Origin of the sequence: Sphingobacterium tabacisoli (assembly GCF_017908035.1) — a bacterium.
Taxonomy (GTDB): Bacteria; Bacteroidota; Bacteroidia; order Sphingobacteriales; family Sphingobacteriaceae; genus Sphingobacterium; species Sphingobacterium tabacisoli.
In genome coordinates this window covers 163,878-183,026 of sequence record NZ_JAEQMU010000006.1, presented here as the reverse complement: position 1 = coordinate 183,026, position 19,149 = coordinate 163,878, and the positions used below count along the sequence as shown (strand labels likewise).

Here is a 19,149-nt window from a genome sequence, read left to right as displayed (position 1 = left end):
TATTAAAATTTGATAAAATGCAGGGATGACTGTAATCTGTCCGGTCCAGGTAGCCCTATCGTATAGTTTTTGTTGTTGCTGATGAGTCTGATCGTCAGGTTATTGTTCTTTTCGGAAGCAATAGCATGAGGCAACCAACGTATCTGTATGGGCATTTCCACAATACCTGGTTTGAATTCCAGGGTACGGGATGAACTTAATAATTCGAAATCTCTACCTTCTTGAAGCCCGTTGCCCATGATAATTTCATAGTCTAAGGTCATGGTTTCAAATTGTTTTTTTCCGCTAAAATAGACCGAGTAGCTCTGTGTTTCGTTACGATCGGCGGCGATACGTACTTCGTCGCTGTTGTTGACGTGAATATAGAAGAAGGGATGGTCGTAAGGTACGGCCTCATCCTTGTTGCAGGCGGTAAAAAATAGGCCTGTTAATAATAATGTGAATATCTGTAATGATTTCATAGCTCTTTATTTAATTATAACCAGGATTGGGTTGCATTGCTGGGTTGGCATCGGTCTCCAATTGAGGTATAGGTAGAATAAACTTGTCGTTGGGGTAGGTAACTCTACACGCTGTAGAATTACATTCGGTCCGGTTTAGATCTTCTTTATAGCGCATTATGTCGAAAATGCGCTGATTTTCAAAAGCAAATTCCTTGCGACGCTCTAGTTTAATCTGTGCCAACAGTTCAATAGGCTGTGTGTAACTAATCTGTACTTGTGTAGGATTGATGTTATAGGCACGTCCACGAACAATTTGTAGCTGTTCTACAGCCTGAGCATATTGTTGCTTGTGGTAATACGCCTCGGCAAGATTAAGATAAAGCTCGGCCGAACGGAACATTTTGAAATTGATAGTACGGTCGCTTTCTAAAGTACCAGAGGGTAGGGCATATTTGGCATTAAAATGGTAGCCCGGCTTTCGAGTGCTGGGTTGAAATTGTGAACTACGGAAATCACCCGAGCCGAAAAGGCCAACAAACTCTTTGGTAGGATAGGTGTTATAATTGGCTGGGTCAGAAAATAAATACGTTAAATATGATCGAGAATTGTTGACTAGATTAACTTGCCAAATCACCTCGTCGGGAATACTGCTATAGTTTCTACGTTGACTAGGATCGATAAACATCTTCAGGTACCCAGCTCCAGAAGTCAGGGGGTATTTATTGGAGACGACAAGAGGATGAGCTTGGGCGATGACAGCATCCCAATCTTCCATATATAGGTATACACGCGATAGTAATGCTTGAGCAGCATCACTGGATCCATAAATCTTGGCACGAAGACTGACAGAAGATAACAAACTCTTAGCCTGGGTCAGATCTGCTATTATTTGTTGATAGGTTTCTTTGATAGAAGGACGGCTTATTTCGGTTCCTGGAAAGGGTGTTTTTAATAATGTAGGAATACCTAGGTGGCTCCCGTCTGCGGTATAGGTATAGTGCTGGCTATATAAATTGCTGAGATCAAAATGACACATGGCACGTATTATAAGAGCCTCCCCATATGTTCTATTAATGAGATCGGATTTTTCTGGAAAGTTGCGTAATAAATTGTCTTTTGCTTCAATAATATTGTTGGCATTATTTAATGTTTCGTAAATAGATTGCCAAAGACCACCTACCATACCTATTGAATTGTTTGCCTCGCTGGTGTAATTGTATTCGTTAAGAATGCCTCCTGCTAAGTTTTCTTCGATTAAGACGTTGTCACTGCGTAATTCGCTATATAATCCATAACTACCGAGGTGATATTTGGTAAAAAGGCTGTATGTTCCAGCAAGGCTGGACTCATAGCCCTCAGGGTCGCTGAATAGTTTTTCACCTGTTAGGCTACCAACGGGGGTTATATCTAAAAACGACCTCCCGCAGCTTTGATATAATAAGAAGGAAGATGCTAACAGTATAAATAATATTTGTTTCATGATCTGTCAAATTTAAAATGTAAGATTTATCCCCAGGGCGAAAGAGGTTTGGTTAGGGACTCCCTCATTGGAGTTGCCAGAATTGTTGAGCTTGATGTTTTCAAAATCTCCATTACCTTTGTTCAGTTTTTTTGTACGACGGTAGGGAGTCCATACGCCCAAATTATCTGCCTGAAAATAAATTGAAGCCCCTTTTAGAAATATTCGCTTGACCTGTTCCTGAGGGAAGCTATATTCTAAACTGATGTTTTTAAACTGTATGTTAGATTCATCCTGAAGGTAACGAGTAGAAACGCGGTTGGAATTATTGGAAGCTGTCGATAATATTGGATTAACAGATAAATCCCCAGGGTATCGCCAGTGGTCGAGAAGTGAGGTGGCCACGTTATCGCTTAAAATATTACGCCCGTCATGTTCTGCCAGAATGCGTAGCTGATTGAGAGATTGCCCCCCCTTAGTATATAGTATTAAAAAGGATAGGTTGAAGTTGCTATAAGAGATTGTATTGGTCATACCGCCATAAAAATCTGGATTAGGATCCCCGATGATAACGCGATTGGCCATATCAAAAGTTTTTGTAACATTACCATTGACATCGTACCACATCGGCGCTCCGGTACTAGGGTCTACTCCTGCCCAGCGTACTAAATAGATTGCTCTGCTGTCATGTCCTTCGGTCATAATACTGGTAGTAGTGGTACGTGAAAAACCTTCGTTTAACTCCAGTACTTTGTTCCTATTAAGGGAAAGGTTAAATTGGGTATCCCAACTAAATGCCCCAGTCCGAATATTGGTGGACTTAACGACAGCTTCAAAACCGGTATTTTGCAGTTTACCCACGTTACTATATATGTTGCGTTGTCCAGAGGTAAGCGAAACAGGAGTGTTGTATACCAGGTCTTTGGTGATGTCTTTGTAATATTCTAAGCCTACATCGACTCGGTCGAATAATTTAAAATCAAGCCCCGTGTTGAACTTATAGGTAGTCTCCCACTTAAGTCTTTCGTTACGACCTCGGCTCATTGTGGCGCCAATGACGTCACCATAGCTGTGAATTTCGTTGAAGGTATAAATGCCTTTGGAATAGTTAGCGTTGAAGCGGCCATTCCCGGTAGTACCATAAGACATTTTTACCTTAAGGAAGTTGACCATGTCAGACTTCCAAAACTCCTCGTTGGATACAGTCCATGCGGCGCCAGCAGAGTAAAAGGTGCTCCATTTGGTGTCTTTGCCAAAATTGGAATTTCCGTCGCGGCGGAAGCTAAAGCTAGCGTTGTATTTGTTCTGCCATAAGTAACCAACTCGCCCTAGATATGAAAAGGAGGCTGTGCTGCTGCGAGAACCAGAACTTCGCCTACTATCGGAAGGAGCAACACTAATCTCACGGACATAATCGTTCGGAAAATTATAGGCGCTGGCTCCAACGAAAGTGTTATTGTCCGAGTTCGCTTCTATACCAAGTGTTGCCGTAAAATCGCCACCATAAAGGTTTTTGTTGTAATTTAAAGTATTGGTGCTAACCCAATTGTGCGCCTGTACTTGGTTTTTATAAAGATAGCCTTTATTCGTCATCCCAGTAAGATTATGCATTGAACTATAGCGTAGTTCTTGGAGGGAAGAAATGTCTATCCCGTTACGGGTAGTAAATTCCAGTCCGTCTATAAGACGGAAAGTTCCCTGTATCTGGGCAAAGGATTGAAAAGTATTTTGACGGTTTTCATTTTGTACGCTTTCTGCTAGGGATGGCAATAGGGCAATTCCTGCATAATCCCGAATGGCATAGTTTCCATCACGATCATAAAGAGAAATGATAGGAAGGTTGCTATAATAAGCGTTTTTGATGTTAAACATGTCGTTTTTGTTGTATGAACCACCGAAAACAAAGTTGAGTGATAGACGACTGCTTATATCTGTGCTAATTTGTGAACGCAAAGAATAACGTTTCGTAGTATTGGCTGTAGCAGTAAGTTTTTGGTCATAAACACTCCCTGAAATATAATAGTTTGTGTTTTCGTTGGATCCAGATACTGATATTCCGTGTTGATTGATACGGCCTGTGTCATAAAACGCTTCGAGCCAATTTGTGGCTCCATCTTCATAAACGGCAATCTTAGAACTTAAACCCATCTCATTGACCATTTCTCTATACTGTTTTGGGTTTAACACATTGAATGTATTGTGTGAAGCAATACGATCTATAGTTTTACGGAAGGTATAACGGACCGTTGGTATACCTTGACCTTTTTTAGTCTTGATAATGACAACACCATTGGAAGCACTGGAACCATATAGAACGGTAGCACTAGCATCTTTAAGCACGGTGATAGATTCAATATCATCTGGATTTATGTATGTTAAAGGGCTTATGGAGGTCTCAACTCCAGCAATACTGTTTGTCGTGCCCCCTGTGTTTAGAGGTACACCATCAATAACCCACAGAGGCTCATTGGACATCGTGCCTCCTGGCGATGAGGATTCGCCACGAACGCGCGTGCTAAAGCGGGGACGTGGTGAAGAGTTTGTCTGATCCTGTGAGCTAAACTGAACACCTGGAACAACGCCCTGTAGCAAAGCATCGATACGCAAAGAAGGACGCTTCTCGATGTCTTTGGCTGTGATTGTATAGGCTGATCCAATTTGATTCTCTCGGGTTTCTTTAGCGCCATAAGCAGTTACGATGACCTCACTGATGGAGCCTTCGGACTGCTTTAACGTAGATTGGACAGAGACGGTACTCGGGGTTACGCTGAATTCTTGCTTATCATAGCCGATATATGAAATAACAAGGATGCTCGGTACAGGTACTGTAAAGGAAAATTCACCCTTGAAATTGGTGCTGGTACCTTTGTTACTGCCTTTGACCTGTATGGATACGCCATTAGTGGTATAGGGAATATCGTTGTCTGTGTCTTTTAATTTAATAGTACCGGTAATCAGTTTCTCCTGTTGTGCTTTTGCCTTTTTAGGAAATAGTGTGACGGTATTGTCTACTATTTTGTAGTCAATATTGATTCTTTCGGACAGCAGGTCCAATGCGTCTCTGAAGGAAAGGTTTGCAAAACTGATGTTGATGTTCTGATGTTTTTCCAATAAGGTATTGTCATATAGGAAAAAATAGTTGGATTGTTCTTCCAACAGGTTAAGGATGGTTTTTAAAGGCTTGTTCTCTGCCTTGACATCGATTTTCTTTTGGTAAACTGCGTGGGCGGAGAGAGGCTGCCAGCAGCAGATCAGTAAGAAAAACGAAGAGAATAGATAAACGGTTCGGTTGTTCATTCTTGACTTCATTATAATAATTAATAAACGGTATTTTATTTTAGTGCGATTCGGTTTTTGTCGAGTATAATTTTCTTTTGAGAGACGAGGCTTAGCATGTCGAGCACTTCTTGCAGTTTGGCCTGTGTGTGGATCTTTCCACTATAACGGCGGCCCGAATCGGGTATAGCATCGACAGGTACATTGTACCATTTGGAAACTTTATCCAATATTTCGCTAAGGTTTTCCTCTTCGAAGGCAAATATCTGATCTTTCCAGGCAAGGTTGTTCTCCCGGAGATCTTGTTTGCTGAGCTGGCCGTTTTGAATTTCGATTGATTCACCTGCAGTCAGGACAATGCTTTGTGCATGCTTGTCTATGGTGTGTACACTACCCTCTACTAAAGAGAGAACTTCTTTTTGCCCGGTATAGGACTTGAGATTGAACTTGGTCCCTAGTACAGTAACTGTCTGTTGGGGGGTCTGAATGCTAAAAGGACGTTTAGCATCTTTGGCTACTTCAAAATAGGCTTCACCGGTCAGTTGTATCTGTCGCTGCTGTGCATCGAAGTTGATCTTCTCTAATTGAGACCCGGCATTGAGCCATACTCGTGTACCGTCTTCCAATGTGACGCGGTATAATTGGGCACGGGGAGTGGTAATCGATTGAACTTTTTGATCTACGATAAGGATGTTCTTTTTATCCGATGAGGTTACCAGGGTGGGTTGCTCAAGATTAATTTCTGTTAGTTGAGGACCGGTAACAGAAATCTCTGGTGTGCTGATTCGGTGAAAATAGAGATAACCGAGGCCGGAAAAAATCAATAATGCCGCGGCAGCTACGCTATAGCGTAAAAAATAACGCTTAGAGCTTATGCGTGGCTGCTGTATACGGTCAAGCATGCGTTTTTTGATGATTTCACGCTTTTCGTCGAGATATAGGGTGTCCGGTTCAAAATCATTATACCACTTATCGATAGTATGTCTGTCTTCAGGGAGCGCTTTACGCTCGAAGATACGTTGGATAGATCGGTGTATTCTGTCGGTTAGCTTCATGTGGATAGTCCTGTATAGTAGGTATAGTACAGGAAGTCAGACCGGACGCACGGGGGTTAGTGAAAAAACTTTCATGATTCCTTCGGCTCACCAACAGATATGAAAGTTCTTGATGTCCATTGAATAGATACACTGTCAGAAAAAAATAGTAATCGTACGCAGAAGATACTTCCTTAGGGTTTTCATAGCAATGGAAAGTTGATTTTCTACGGTTCGTTTGGAAATATTCATTTTTTCTGCAATTTCATCATTAGACATGTGCTCTTGCCGGGATGATTTAAAGATGATTCTACAGCGGTCAGGTAGCTGCTCAACGTGATCGAAGAGATATTCCTGAAGCATTTTTTCTTCAAGCGCTTCTTCTACTGAAATAGATTGCGGGAGGTTGCTATCTGTGTATTCATCGATATATTGTATTCGTCTGTGTTTGTAAATCGCACGTAGTATTGAAAATTTTACGGCTTTGGCAAGATAGGCTTCCAGATTTTCTATGCGGTCTGGAGCTTGATGGTTCAGCAGGCTCAGAAAAACATCTTGTACACAGTCTTCAGCCATCGAAAGGTCATTACACTTATGATAGGCAATGCTAAGAAGTCGCTCCCAGTACCGGTTGTATATCTTCTGAAAAGCACTTTCGTCTACATTTAGCCTGGCTAAAAGTGCAGTTTCATCATATGTCCGCTTTGTGTTCAAATCAACGCCATCAGAATACAAATATACTTGTTTTTTTTTCTATTATATCCTGTTCACAATACGCTGGATATGGATCTATTCTAACCTCTCTGTATACTCATAGTGATGACTGGGGCCTGGTTGTTTCATTGGATAGCTCGAATTTAGAGATCGGATTAGGATTATGGTATAGAAGAAGTTCAGCGAATGAAGTCTCTTTTTTTTTGTTTTTTGTGAAATGGTTGATAATTAGCGTTTTATCTTTTGGTCTTATTTTTTTCCGTACGGTTTATAAAAGTAGAGGCGAAAATGGCGTAATAGTTGTGTAGGTACCCGCGTTAAAAATATACAACGATGAAAAAATTTATGAAAAGAAACAGCTTCTTAGCTGTAATGTTATTTGCCTGTGCTAGTTTGATATTTGCAAGCTGTAGTAAAGATGACGATAAAGCTCCTGAAGGAGGTAGCATTGATGCCGCTATAGGTACTTATGTCGGTACAGTTAAAGTAATCGGTGGAAAAGACTATTACAATGCTGTTATTAATGTCACTAAGGTTGATGCTTCACATGTTAAAATCGAAGCAAAATCAGGAGAAGAATATTCAGGCGTAGCACCTAAGACAATGAAGGTCTCTAATACGCATAACATCTCGATCAATACGCTAAGTGAACCTAACGGTAGCTTCCTGTATAGTATTGAGGATAAAACGGTCATTCTGATGACATCCAAGACACAAGAAAATGAAATCTATTATAGCTTTGAAGGAACGAAGCAATAAGAGAAGTAAATTTAAGTAAATGAGAGTAGGTCCGATGCTATCGTACCAAGCAGGCGTCGATTTTATATCGACGCCTTTTTTTATGTATTGATCTCCGATCCATAAGACAGGGCCACTTGGAAGTTAACTGAATGGGTAAATGAGGAGGATAGGAAAACTGAAGTTTTTATAGAAGTCGGAAAAGTTGATTATCTTAGGCCGTAGTAACAACGAATACCTATGCACCTTATCGACCGTGATACCATCGCTGACCTAAAGAAAGGGAATCTTTCCGCCTTTAATAGAGTGTACGAGGTGCTTTCCAATGGAGTCTATAGTGTCTGTTTTAAAATCACAAAAGATAAGCATGTAGCAGAAGATATCTTGCAGGATGTCTTTGTCAAATTGTGGAATTATCGCGGGCAACTTGATGTAGAGGGTAATATTTGGGTGTTTCTCTATGTGGTCTCTAAGCAGCTCAGCATTAATAAAATAAAGGCGATACAGCGAAGTGTGGTACAGGATGAAGAGGCGGTGGATCTTTCACAGACAGCACCATCGCCAGAAGAAGAGGTTTTCTATAAAGAGTTAAAATCTTTGATGGATAAAACGATTGCTGAGCTACCACACCAACAGCGTACAGTGATTGAACTGAGTCGAAACGAGGGACTCACACACCAGCAGATTGCCTTGCGCTTAGGTATTGCTCCCAATACAGTAAAAAACCATATGACACAAGCATTGAAGAAGCTCCGTACGCATTTTGGCGATGCCTATTTCCACAACACCGTGCCATTGATGGCCTATTTTGAAATATTTTTTCATAAGCACTAGTCGTACCCTCCTGTGCAATTGTTCTTCTAATAAAGAGTCTTGATTTTGAACACTACACGATTTAAACAATTATTGCAAAAGCGCTACGAAGAGAACCTGTCTGTCGAAGAACAGGAGGAGTTTGAGATGCTATTGCAGCTGTACTCGCGTGGTGAGGTATCTGGGCTAATCGATGAAACGATTATTGTCGATATGCAGATGCCTTTTGAAAAAGAAAGGGTTCTTGGAGAATTGCATGCTAAAGTTGAGGGTACTGTCCGCAAGAAATCTAAAGTGAAGAAGTGGCTCGGATATGCTGCAGCAGCAAGTGTGATCGGTATACTGTTTTGGTGGAGACTGGACGTAGAAAAGGAGCCGCTTGGGGAGATGCAGGCTTCTGTCTATTCGAATGACACAACGCAACTACTATTGCCCGAAGACGTGGCAATGATTACGTTGGAGGATGGACGTTCGTTTGTTATGGCTGATACGGTAGACGAGATCGATAATGCTGCTGTGCATGTGCAACGGATCGCTAGAGGGAGATATCGTCTGGACGTAAAAACTACCTATAAAACTGAGAAAGGGTTCCATACGTTTTCCACTCCTAAAGGGGGGAGTAATCGTGTACTGCTATCGGACGGTACGGAGGTACATCTCAACTCGGCATCGCGATTACAGATATCATCGCGCTATGGTAGTGATAACAGAAATGTCAGACTAGAAGGGGAGGCTTATTTTGATGTGGCAAAAGTACGTCCATCGGTATTTGAGGTAAAAGCAAAAAATGTAGATGTACAGGTGTTGGGTACAAAATTTAATATACGGGCATTACCGACGGAAAATGTCGTACAGACAACGCTGGAAGAAGGAAAGGTGTGTATGAAAAGAGGTGCACAAGAGCTCATACTGTTGCCTGGACAGCGGGCAACGGCTAACAATAGCCTAGAGCAGATGACAGTGGAACCGGTGGATATGGATGAGGTGCTGGGATGGAAGGATGGATATTTTGTGTGTAATGATCAGCCATTGCCTGTTTTACTAAAGGAGCTTACCCGTTGGTATGCTATAGAGCATATTATCTGGAAAAAGAAAACTGAAGAACGACTGACGTTGAGCCTGGCTAGAAGTAGAGACCTAAAGGAACTCTTGGAGCGGATCGAGTCGATAGCGGATGTCCGTTTTGAAATAAAAGGAAGAAACCTAGTGGTACAGTAACAGTCTACTGTACTGTAATATAAAGCATAAAACGTTCTTTGAATAATCCAATTATTCAAATTGTATACCATATTAACCAATAATGGCGTAAATTGCTATGCCTAAATAGTATGGATTAATATGTTAAGACTTGTTATTGTCGTATATAGCTTGATATTAATGCAATGGAGTGCTGATGTGTTTGCTCAGCGAATTTCCATAGATGTGAAAAACGGTCGCCTAAAGCAGATTCTGAAACAGATACAGCGACAGACGAGCTACGATTTTATGTATAATACGGAACAATTACGTGCGTTTAAGCCGGTAACGGTAAAGCTCACGGATGCCCGGGTAGAAGAGGTGCTGGATTATTGCTTAAAGAACCAAGGATGGCATTATGAAATCAAAAACAATATTGTTGTCATACATAGTGGGGATAAAGAGCATGCAATAGGAAAGAGGGAGGGGATAAGAGGAAGGGTATTGGATGAAAGGGAAACCCCCTTTAAAGGAGCCTCGATACGGGTCAAGAATAAACCTCATATCGTAACTACATCCGATGAAGAAGGGGAGTTTTATCTGCCCGCCGCTGTAGAGAATCAGGAACTTGTTATTTCCTGTATTGGATATGAGACTAAAGAAATAAAAGCTACCTATGATAGGGGGAGGATGACGGTGCTGATCCTCCCCAAAAACATCACCATGGATGAGGTCGTGACGACCGGGATATTTAAAAAAGCACTTTCAAGTTTTACGGGAGCTGCGGTTACTATTACAGGAGACGAGTTGCAGATGGCGGGAACCCGTAACCTGGTCTCGTCGATCCGAAATATAGATCCCTCGTTTAACCTCATTGAAAATAACCGGTATGGCTCTAACCCCAATGGCTTCCCGGAAATACAGATTCGTGGCAATAGTAATATTCCGAATGTCGACGAGTTGCAGAGCGATGCACGAATAAACCTAAATACTCCCCTGATTATTCTTGATGGATTTGAAACTAACATCCAAAAGCTATTGGAGATCAATGAGAATGAAGTGGAGTTGATTACTTTGCTGAAGGATGCTTCGGCAACGGCGATATATGGCTCAAGAGGGGCCAATGGGGTGGTCGTGATCACGACCAGAAGCCCGCGGGAGGGAAAATTAAGGATAACCTATCGTGCGGATATAAATGTGGAGTTGCCGGATGTGAGTTCGTATAAACTGTTGAATGCGGCGGATAAATTGGAGCTGGAGAAAGCGGTGGGGTACTATGATGAACCTGAATCGACTTCTTTGCAACGTTATTATAGTTTTATACGCAATGAGGTCAATAGTGGGGTAAATACGGACTGGGTCAGCCTGCCTCTACGTAATGGCATAGGGCAGCGGCACAACCTACGGTTGGATGGTGGCAGCCCAGAGTTCCGTTATGTGCTGTCGGCACAGTACAACGATGTACAGGGGGGCATGAAAGGATCTTCAAAGAAAATCATCAATAGTACAATGGGATTGTTTTATGTCTATGACCGGGTCAAGTTTAAGAACAACCTGATGGTGACGCAGAATCTGCAGGCCAACTCGCCTTATGGTGCTTTTCATCAATATGTACGGATGAATCCGTACTGGAGGCCTTATGATGATAATGGCAAGGCCCTGAAAGTACTGGGCGATCCCGGTAACGAGGATTATTTGAGATTTTGGGGAGATAACCTACCGACTAATCCGCTGTATAATGCAACGCTTAATACCTTTGATAAGGGAGAAACCTTTGAATTGACGAATAACACGAGTGTGGAATGGGCCGCGTATCGCAATTTGCTCTTCCGGGCCCAGATTGGTATTACAAGATCTACACAGCAAGGAGACCGGTTTAGACCGGCGGAGCATACGGCATTTGCACGGTACAGTGCAAAAGATATAGCCCGAAAAGGGGACTATCGATTTTCTACCGGCAAAGGATTCCGCTATGACGCATCGCTCAACCTATCGTACAATAAGGTGTTCAATCAGGATCACATGCTGTTTGCGGGAGTGGATTATAATATCCGTCAGAACAAACGACTGTACTATGAGATTCTGGCAGAGGGCTTCAATAATCCCGATTTGGATTTCCTTCCTGCAGCACTGCAGTATGCCAAGGATGGTAAACCTAATGGGGGCGAGGTACTGTCCCGAGCGGTTGGATTTACCGGTAACCTAAGTTATTCGTATGCAGATCGTTATTTTGCAGATGCCTCCCTGCGAATGGACGGTGCATCACAATTTGGCGCTGAAAATCAGTTTGCGCCGTTTTGGTCTGTAGGAGCTGGTTGGAACTTGCATCAGGAAACACTCTTCACATTGCCCGAAGCGATAAATCGTTTAAAAATAAGGATGTCTACCGGTGTTACAGGCTCACAAAACTTCAGGGCTTATCAGTCCATTTCAACCTATAAATACTATACCGATGACCGGTATTTTAACTGGACAGGAAGCTATATGATGGGGCTCGGCAATGAGGAACTCAGGTGGCAGCAGAACTATAAAAACAATATAGGTATTGAACTGGAAATGTTTGAGGGGTATTTTTCAATGATGGCGGACGTGTATAAAGAAACTTCTCGAGATATGGTATCGTCGGTTATGCTCCCGCCGTCCAATGGCTTTGGCAGTTATATCGACAATATCGGAAAAATGGAAAATAAAGGAATGGAGTTGATTGCTACAGCCTATCTATGGAAAATGCCTGAGGAGGGGATAGCATGGAGTGTGACGGCGACAGCAGTACGGAATAAGAATAAGGTGCTAAAGACTTCTAAGGCACTGAAAGAGGCGCAGGAGGTGATTAAGAATGCAACAGGTAATCCCGAAGCGCTATTGTTTGTGGAGGGATACTCGAGTAATACGATATGGGCGGTGCCTTCATTAGGAATAGATCCGAGCTCGGGAGAGGAATTTTTCATCGGAAAAGACGGTAAACCAACATCTACCTGGAATGGCAGGGATGTCGTGGCGGTAGGAGGTACGGATCCGACCTTTTTTGGCAACTTCAGTACGATGTTGCGCTATAAGTCTTTTACGTTCAATGCTTTCTTTGGCTATCGCTTCGGTGGGCAGCAATATAATGCAACATTGGGAGAGCGTATAGAGGTAATGGACTATAGATTCAATATGGATGCCCGGGTGTATGATAGCCGCTGGACGAAACCAGGGGATCAGGTGGCGTTTAAATCAAACTGTTCCTGTTCACCAACTTATAAGACTTCACGGTTTGTGCAGAATGAGCGTACCCTGAGCTTACAGAATATAAGCTTGCGTTATGATATGGGAAATCGAGATTTTCTAAGACACTATGGGGTGCAGGGATTAATAGTGACGGCTAATATGTCGGATGTATTTTATTTATCGACGATTAAAAGGGAGCGAGGGACGAACTATCCGTTTACCCGCTATTTTGGACTTAATTTTTCGGTTACATTCTAATGTTTGATATGATGAAGATGTATAGATGGATCTTGTACAGTATAATGGTGCTGCTGTCGGTCTCCTGTAAGAAATTTTTGCAGGTAACCCCGCGCACAGAATCGCCCGAAGAGCTGACCTATAGTACCGAAGAGGGCTTTAAAAAGGTGCTCACAGGAGTATACATACAGATGAAGGACACGAGTTTGTATGGTAAGGCGCTGGTTTTTGGAACTATGGAGCACCTGGTCTCGAGTTGGGATGTACGTCAGGGATCCGCCGAGTGGGGTCTGAATAGACATGATTATGCCGCACAGGATGTGGTAGCGAAGTTTGATTCGATTTATACTCATATGTATGCCGCTATCGCTAATCTCAATGCATTATTGAAAAATATGGATGAAAGACGTGGGGTGTTTTCTTCCGAAATGATGTATAGGCTGGTCAAAGGAGAAGCATTGGGGCTAAGGGCTTACTTGCATCTGGACTTATTGCGCATCTATGGACCGGTGCCGTCAAAACAAAATGCATCACCTATCTTGTCCTATGTGAAGACGGTATCTAAAAAGGTGCATCCCAAGGTCGATTTTAAAACGTTTATAGGGGAATTGTTAAGGGATTTAGAGGCCGCTGAAGAACTGTTGGGGAGTATCGATCCGATCACGAAGTATTCTTTGCTCCAGCTGCGTAATCCGGCAAAAAATACGCCTTTTGATCCGGCAGATGATTTCTATTCGCATCGGATGCTACGTATGAATGTGTATGCCGTGAAAGCATTGATGGCCAGAACCTATATCTGGGACGGAGATATCCATAAGGCTTGCGCCATAGCAAAGGAATTAGTGAATGTAAAAGATGTTAATGGGACAGCTAAATTTAGGTTGGGGACTGATGTGGATCTGGGGAAGAACGACTTTGCCTTGATCAATGAGCATATTTTTGGATTATTTGACCATAATCTGGAGAAAAAGTTTGATCAATATTTTGCATCAGGAAGCCTTAAAAAGGGAAATACGCCTGATGCGGTCAAAAGGCAACTGTATGGCAATGTAACGGAGGATATCAGAAATAATAGGCTGTGGGAGATGCGGATATTGTCAAATACAGACCGGATTAATGTCCTGAAAAAGTATAATGTACAGGAGTATGGGGGCAAAGAAGGTCATGGAGGGATAGTAGATGAGGTCGAGTTGAAGCAGATACCATTGATAAGAATATCTGAGTTGTATCTATTACTTGCAGAGGCGGGAGAAGAAAATGAAGCACAACTGTATTGGAATAGGTACCTGTCGAGTAGAGGTCTCCCGAATAGACAATTACCGCAGGGAATTCCAGCAAGGAGGGACGAGATCATGAATGAGTTCCGAAGAGAATTCTTTGGAGAGGGCCAGGCCTTTTATACCTATAAGAGAATGGAGGCAATGGCTAATAAAATTATATTTAAGTCACCTACTTCGGCAGTGGAATATCGGATTCCTGAACCTTTGAGAGAAACGGAGTATATCAAAAGAATCTATGGCGATGAAGAGAATAATTAATATATACCGGATAGCTGCTATGCTGCTTGCTTTTGTAGCGTTGGCCTGTCAGAAAGAGGATTACAAATTCTATAAAGGAGAGGATTATCTGCAGTTTGGTCCGGAATTGAAATGGGCTGGTGATGTACGTCGGAGATTAATGGATACCCTGAAAAGAACGACTTTTTATTATGATGAGCCTGCTATTGTACGCGATACGGTTTATTTTGATTTGTATACTGTGGGACAGGTTGTAGGGTATGATCGTACGTATAGGTTGGAACAGGAAATAGTGGTTGGTCAGGTCAATGCAGTTGCAGATGTACATTATGTCGGATTTCAAAATACGACTATGGCTTCGGTCTATGTGATGAAAGCGGGACAATATCATGTACGGGTGCCTATTGTGCTCCTAAGGGATAAAACGTTGAAACAACAGGAGGTGATGCTGAAGTTTAAGATAGCGGATAATGAAAATTTTAAGGAGGGAAGTGTCAGTAATAGTTGGCGTAAGTTGATTTTTAGTGATAAACTGAGTCGCCCCGAAGCTTGGGATATCGCAATGGAAGACTATTATCTGGGTAAATATAGCCTGCGAAAGCATGAATTTATGATTGAAGTAACAGGGCAGTTGTGGAATCAGGCTTTTTTTGAAGAAGTGGTGCCTTTGACTTCGGTGATGGAGTATTGGATAATCATATTGCGCCGGGCTGTTGCGGATTATAATCGGGACCATGAAGAGCCGTTGCGGGATCCCGAGACAAATGAGTTGATCAATTTCTAAGATAGTTTGAAGGTATTTAGATTGCGAATAATTGTTACCGATGAAAATGAAACATTGTATATATAGTGTCTTTGTGATAATAGCATTGACTTCGTGTATAAAGGATAATAGCAGTTATGGGCTTAGGGAGAAGGAGGCGATCACAGTGACAGGTGTAGAAAAGTCTTATAGCGGGCTATTGCATGGCAAAAATATAGTAATCGATCCCATTGTCCAGGCTTCGGATGCACAGGCTGATCTGGAATATCTTTGGGTGATGTTGCCCAATGATACGTTGACGAGAACAAGAATACTTGATCTTAAGCTGAATAAGGAACCTGGTTTATATAGAATACGTTTACAGGTGAGAAATAAAAGGACGGATTATTCGCACTATGAAACTGCGGAACTGAAAATTGGGACGGCTTATACTAGGGGGTGGTATGTGGCTAAGTCTACGCAGAGTAAGACGGATATTGATCTTTTTGTTCCTGGGAATACCTCGCAGGAATATCAATATATGGACAACGTCTTTAGCTTGAATAATAATAGAAAACTGGAAGGAGATCCACTTTTGATGAGTTTTTACGGGCGGTATTTTGCATGGGATGGGAAGGAATATGTTCCGACACGTACGTTGTTTGTGGTGTCGGAACGGGATGGAAGCTCGATCGGTATCAATAGTTTTAAGGAATTCAGATCCTTTGAAACCTTATTTCTTATGACTCCACCTGTAAGAAAGCCGACTTTTATTATAAGTGCAGCGATTGCGCAGTATGCCGCTAATGATGGACAGTTATATGGGTATTCGGTAGCTTCTAGAAGTACAGGGCAGTTTGGTGCACCAAATCGCATCGATGATAGAAATACACCTTATCACCTTTCTAAATATTTTATAGGCACGGTATTGGGAAGTGGTGCGTATTTTTTTGATGAGTTAAGTAGTTCATTTGTGCTGGGGGTAAGTGCAGGAGGGATGCTGGCTCCTGTACGGGATAGTTCGAAAACGGATATACCCGCCAATAAAAGTGCTAAAAATATGCTGTATATGGGACTTAAGACGGAGACGCCTACAACGGGCTACGCTATATTTCAGGATAAAAGCAATCCGCTGATAAAGACCGTGGCTGAGGTGATACCAAGTGCAACACATTTTATGATGAAAGGTTATCCTATACGGCCAACTGAAAAGCTCTATAATGCCAGTAGGTATATGTTGTTGGAAGGGGAGGAAAACTTGTTGTTTTTTGTAGTCGGTAACGAAATATGGTCGCGTAACCTTTCTAATCATACGGAGCAGTTGCAGTACGTGGTGCCACAAGGGGAGAAAATTACACTGCTAAGGCATCGTAAGTATACCTTAGAACCCGCATATGCGCATAGTTATGTGGCAGTAGGGACGGTAACCGGCGGAAGGTATAAAGTCCGGATGTTTACCAAAAATACTGGCAGGCTGAACCCGGAGCCGGCGTTTATTTTAGAAGGTAATGGCGATTATGTCGGTGATCTATTGTATGTGGGAGATGGTCTGAAAGATTTTTTTACTCATAATACGAGTTATTAACAGGTAGAATTGGAATTCTTTAAACGGGTTTGATAATTGATTTTTAACCCTTTTCGGTTATTAATATTCGCTTAACATTAGCGTTGTATCTTTGGGCAGATTGGATTTATAGATAAATGTCTATACCTTTATCGGGAATCTAAATTAACAGCGACAATCGCTAAAACTCATGACGACAATTACAAAAGGTATATTACTGCGGATTAAGCAAGGTGACAGGCTCGCCTTTCGTTCGTTGTATGATGCCTACGCGCCATTGTTGTATGACTTGGGTTTTAGGCTCTTGAGAGATACAGCTGCTGCAGAAGAGCTGGTGCAGGACTGTTTTGTAAAAGTGTGGGCCACGCGGGAGGAAATCCGTGAAGGTCAGGATCTATGGCCATTGATCTATGTAATGGCCAAACGCCTATGCTTTAATCAGCTGCGCCATGCGCGCGTAACAAAAAGATACTTGGTGCAGGTGACAGACGTGCAGGTCAACGATGTGGAGCAGCGACTGGACGTACGGGAGTTGGAAAGTCACTTGGAACATTCTATAGAAAGCCTGCCTGAGCAGCAAAAAAGAGCGTTACGGTTGAGCCGCTTAGAAGGATATAGCCATCAGCAGATTGCCGTAGAAATGGGTATATCGCCCAATACGGTGAAAAATCATATTACACAGGCTCTTAAAAATCTCAGAAAGACGCTCCCACAGGCGGATTATAATTATTTGTTGCTTTTATCGCTCCCTGTGGTAAAAGTGGCTGACTATTTATTACATTAGTCCCTATTTCTCCTTTAGTATCCAAATTATTTTTTTACATGCTGACTAGTCCTTTCGCCCGACTTGGGTGTACTACCTATAATCAAGGCGAAGAAAATTGGATAGAAATAGATTACAACTACTTTTTAATAAATACCTGAATGGTACGCTGACGGAGTCCGAACAACGGGAGTTGGATGTATTGATGGAGGAATTGGAGGAGACCGAGTTTTCGGATTTGGTGGACCGATCGCTCCAATTGGAGGGAAATAGGGCTTTTCAAGAGGATGCTGTATTTGAACGCATTTTGAGCAAAACAGCGGAAGAAGAAGCTGTCTTGGTGCCGTTTTATAAGCGATGGAGCTCCCTGGGAAAGGTCGCAGCGGTGGTGCTTTTGACCGGAATTGTAGGTGTCGTGGGCTATCAGTTGTGGAAGAACAGAACAGTGGATAATGATCCGGTAGTCGCTACGGCTAAGGAGATAACAACGGATATCGAACTGCCAAAGGAGGATGCATTGATAACATTGGCGGATGGCAAGCAACTCTCGCTGGCTGATGTGGGGAAGGATACGCTTCATTATAAGGGCTTGGCGCTGCTGCGCGGCGGAGATGGTACGATCATTATGCAACAGAGTCAACAGGCAGATTTTTTTCTGGCAAACGAAAAGCACCGTTTTGTAGCACCTAAAGGCGTGACGTTACGTCTGATGTTGCCAGATGCTTCGGTCGTCCAGCTGAATTCAGATTCGCAGGTGGAAATCTCTAGTTTATTTGGTAAGAAACAACGCGAAGTGACGCTCTCGGGAGAAGCTTTCTTTGAGGTAGCCCACGATAAGACTTCGCCTTTTGTGGTACATGCCAAGAATGCAGCGATAACCGTATTGGGAACCCAGTTCAATATGTCGGCTTATAAGACGGATAAGGATGTGGCGACGACCTTGGTATCAGGTTCGGTACAGGTGGATGCCGCACAGGGGCAGGCTCGTATCAAACCGGGACAGCAGGCACGGGTTAATCATTCGGCGAGTATACAATTGCAAGACAGGGTGGATATGGGGCAGGTGCTGGCCTGGAAGGAAGGTTATTTCCGATTTAAGGAGGAGTCTATAAAGAATATTATGGAAGACTTGGCCAAGTGGTATACGATTGCTGGGGTTGAATTTAAAGCGGGGTCGACAGATTTATTTACGGGGAGCTTCAAGCGCTCCAAAAAGCTGAGCGAGGTCTTGGCGAATATAGAACAAGTATCTGATTTACGTTTTGATATTCAAGAAGGGAGGGTGGTCGTGATGAAATAAGGACGGTTATCAGAACAGGAGAAGAGGGGATGCGCCAACACCCTCTCTTCGATAGTACCTGGAAATAGCATCAGTTTTGAATTAATAATATTTTACCAAATACCTATCAAATGTATAAAAATATTACCGCAATTGGAGGGGCTCCCCGCCGATTGCTAACATG

The 19,149-nt window shown here is 42.5% G+C and carries 14 protein-coding genes; 9 read left to right on the top strand and 5 right to left on the bottom strand.

What is annotated here, in order from left to right:
• Positions 1–2 precede the first annotated feature (2 nt).
• The 5 genes from JKG64_RS19525 to JKG64_RS19505 all read right to left on the bottom strand — a co-directional run bounded on the left by JKG64_RS19525 (position 3) and on the right by JKG64_RS19505 (position 6,926).
• The gene (locus tag JKG64_RS19525) at positions 3–461 is read right to left on the bottom strand and encodes a hypothetical protein (protein WP_210355950.1); all 459 of its coding nucleotides are present in this window, start codon (positions 459–461) and stop codon (positions 3–5) included.
• Between the two features lie 10 nt (positions 462–471).
• A complete protein-coding gene (locus tag JKG64_RS19520; RefSeq protein WP_210355949.1) occupies positions 472–1,923 on the bottom strand; it encodes a RagB/SusD family nutrient uptake outer membrane protein in 1,452 nt (483 codons plus the stop codon).
• A 12-nt stretch (positions 1,924–1,935) separates the two neighbouring features.
• Positions 1,936–5,199, bottom strand: a complete 3,264-nt coding sequence (locus tag JKG64_RS19515; RefSeq protein ID WP_210355948.1) for a SusC/RagA family TonB-linked outer membrane protein — start codon at positions 5,197–5,199, stop codon at positions 1,936–1,938.
• A 35-nt stretch (positions 5,200–5,234) separates the two neighbouring features.
• Positions 5,235–6,233, bottom strand: coding sequence for a FecR family protein (locus tag JKG64_RS19510; RefSeq protein WP_210355947.1), 999 nt, complete (start codon positions 6,231–6,233; stop codon positions 5,235–5,237).
• A gap of 135 nt (positions 6,234–6,368) precedes the next feature.
• Positions 6,369–6,926 (bottom strand): RNA polymerase sigma factor, encoded by a 558-nt coding sequence (locus tag JKG64_RS19505; RefSeq protein ID WP_246512719.1) that lies wholly within the window; start codon positions 6,924–6,926, stop codon positions 6,369–6,371.
• Positions 6,927–7,259: 333 nt separating this feature from the next.
• Here JKG64_RS19505 and JKG64_RS19500 point away from each other — a divergent pair, with 333 nt between their 5' ends.
• The 9 genes from JKG64_RS19500 to JKG64_RS19460 all read left to right on the top strand — a co-directional run bounded on the left by JKG64_RS19500 (position 7,260) and on the right by JKG64_RS19460 (position 18,986).
• On the top strand, positions 7,260–7,685 hold the full coding sequence (locus JKG64_RS19500) for a hypothetical protein (RefSeq protein ID WP_210355945.1): 426 nt from the start codon (positions 7,260–7,262) through the stop codon (positions 7,683–7,685).
• Positions 7,686–7,904: 219 nt separating this feature from the next.
• Entirely contained in the window at positions 7,905–8,498 is a 594-nt protein-coding gene (locus tag JKG64_RS19495; RefSeq protein WP_210355944.1) for an RNA polymerase sigma factor, read from the top strand.
• 45 nt (positions 8,499–8,543) lie between these two features.
• Entirely contained in the window at positions 8,544–9,695 is a 1,152-nt protein-coding gene (locus JKG64_RS19490; protein ID WP_210355943.1) for a FecR family protein, read from the top strand.
• Between the two features lie 120 nt (positions 9,696–9,815).
• A complete protein-coding gene (locus JKG64_RS19485) occupies positions 9,816–13,121 on the top strand; it encodes a SusC/RagA family TonB-linked outer membrane protein (protein ID WP_210355942.1) in 3,306 nt (1,101 codons plus the stop codon).
• An 8-nt stretch (positions 13,122–13,129) separates the two neighbouring features.
• Positions 13,130–14,638: a RagB/SusD family nutrient uptake outer membrane protein gene (locus JKG64_RS19480; protein WP_210355941.1), complete on the top strand. Its 1,509-nt coding sequence runs from the start codon at positions 13,130–13,132 to the stop codon at positions 14,636–14,638.
• Positions 14,622–15,401 carry a DUF4843 domain-containing protein gene (locus JKG64_RS19475; RefSeq protein WP_210355940.1) on the top strand — a complete coding sequence of 260 codons (780 nt, stop codon included), beginning with the start codon at positions 14,622–14,624 and terminating at the stop codon, positions 15,399–15,401. Before JKG64_RS19480 ends, JKG64_RS19475 begins: the two co-directional genes overlap by 17 nt.
• 40 nt (positions 15,402–15,441) lie before the next feature.
• Positions 15,442–16,944, top strand: a complete 1,503-nt coding sequence (locus tag JKG64_RS19470; protein WP_210355939.1) for a PKD-like family lipoprotein — start codon at positions 15,442–15,444, stop codon at positions 16,942–16,944.
• 169 nt (positions 16,945–17,113) lie between these two features.
• Positions 17,114–17,707 carry an RNA polymerase sigma-70 factor gene (locus JKG64_RS19465; RefSeq protein ID WP_210355938.1) on the top strand — a complete coding sequence of 198 codons (594 nt, stop codon included), beginning with the start codon at positions 17,114–17,116 and terminating at the stop codon, positions 17,705–17,707.
• A 97-nt stretch (positions 17,708–17,804) separates the two neighbouring features.
• Complete coding sequence (locus tag JKG64_RS19460; RefSeq protein ID WP_210355937.1) at positions 17,805–18,986, top strand: FecR family protein; 1,182 nt, start codon at positions 17,805–17,807, stop codon at positions 18,984–18,986.
• Positions 18,987–19,149: the final 163 nt, after the last annotated feature.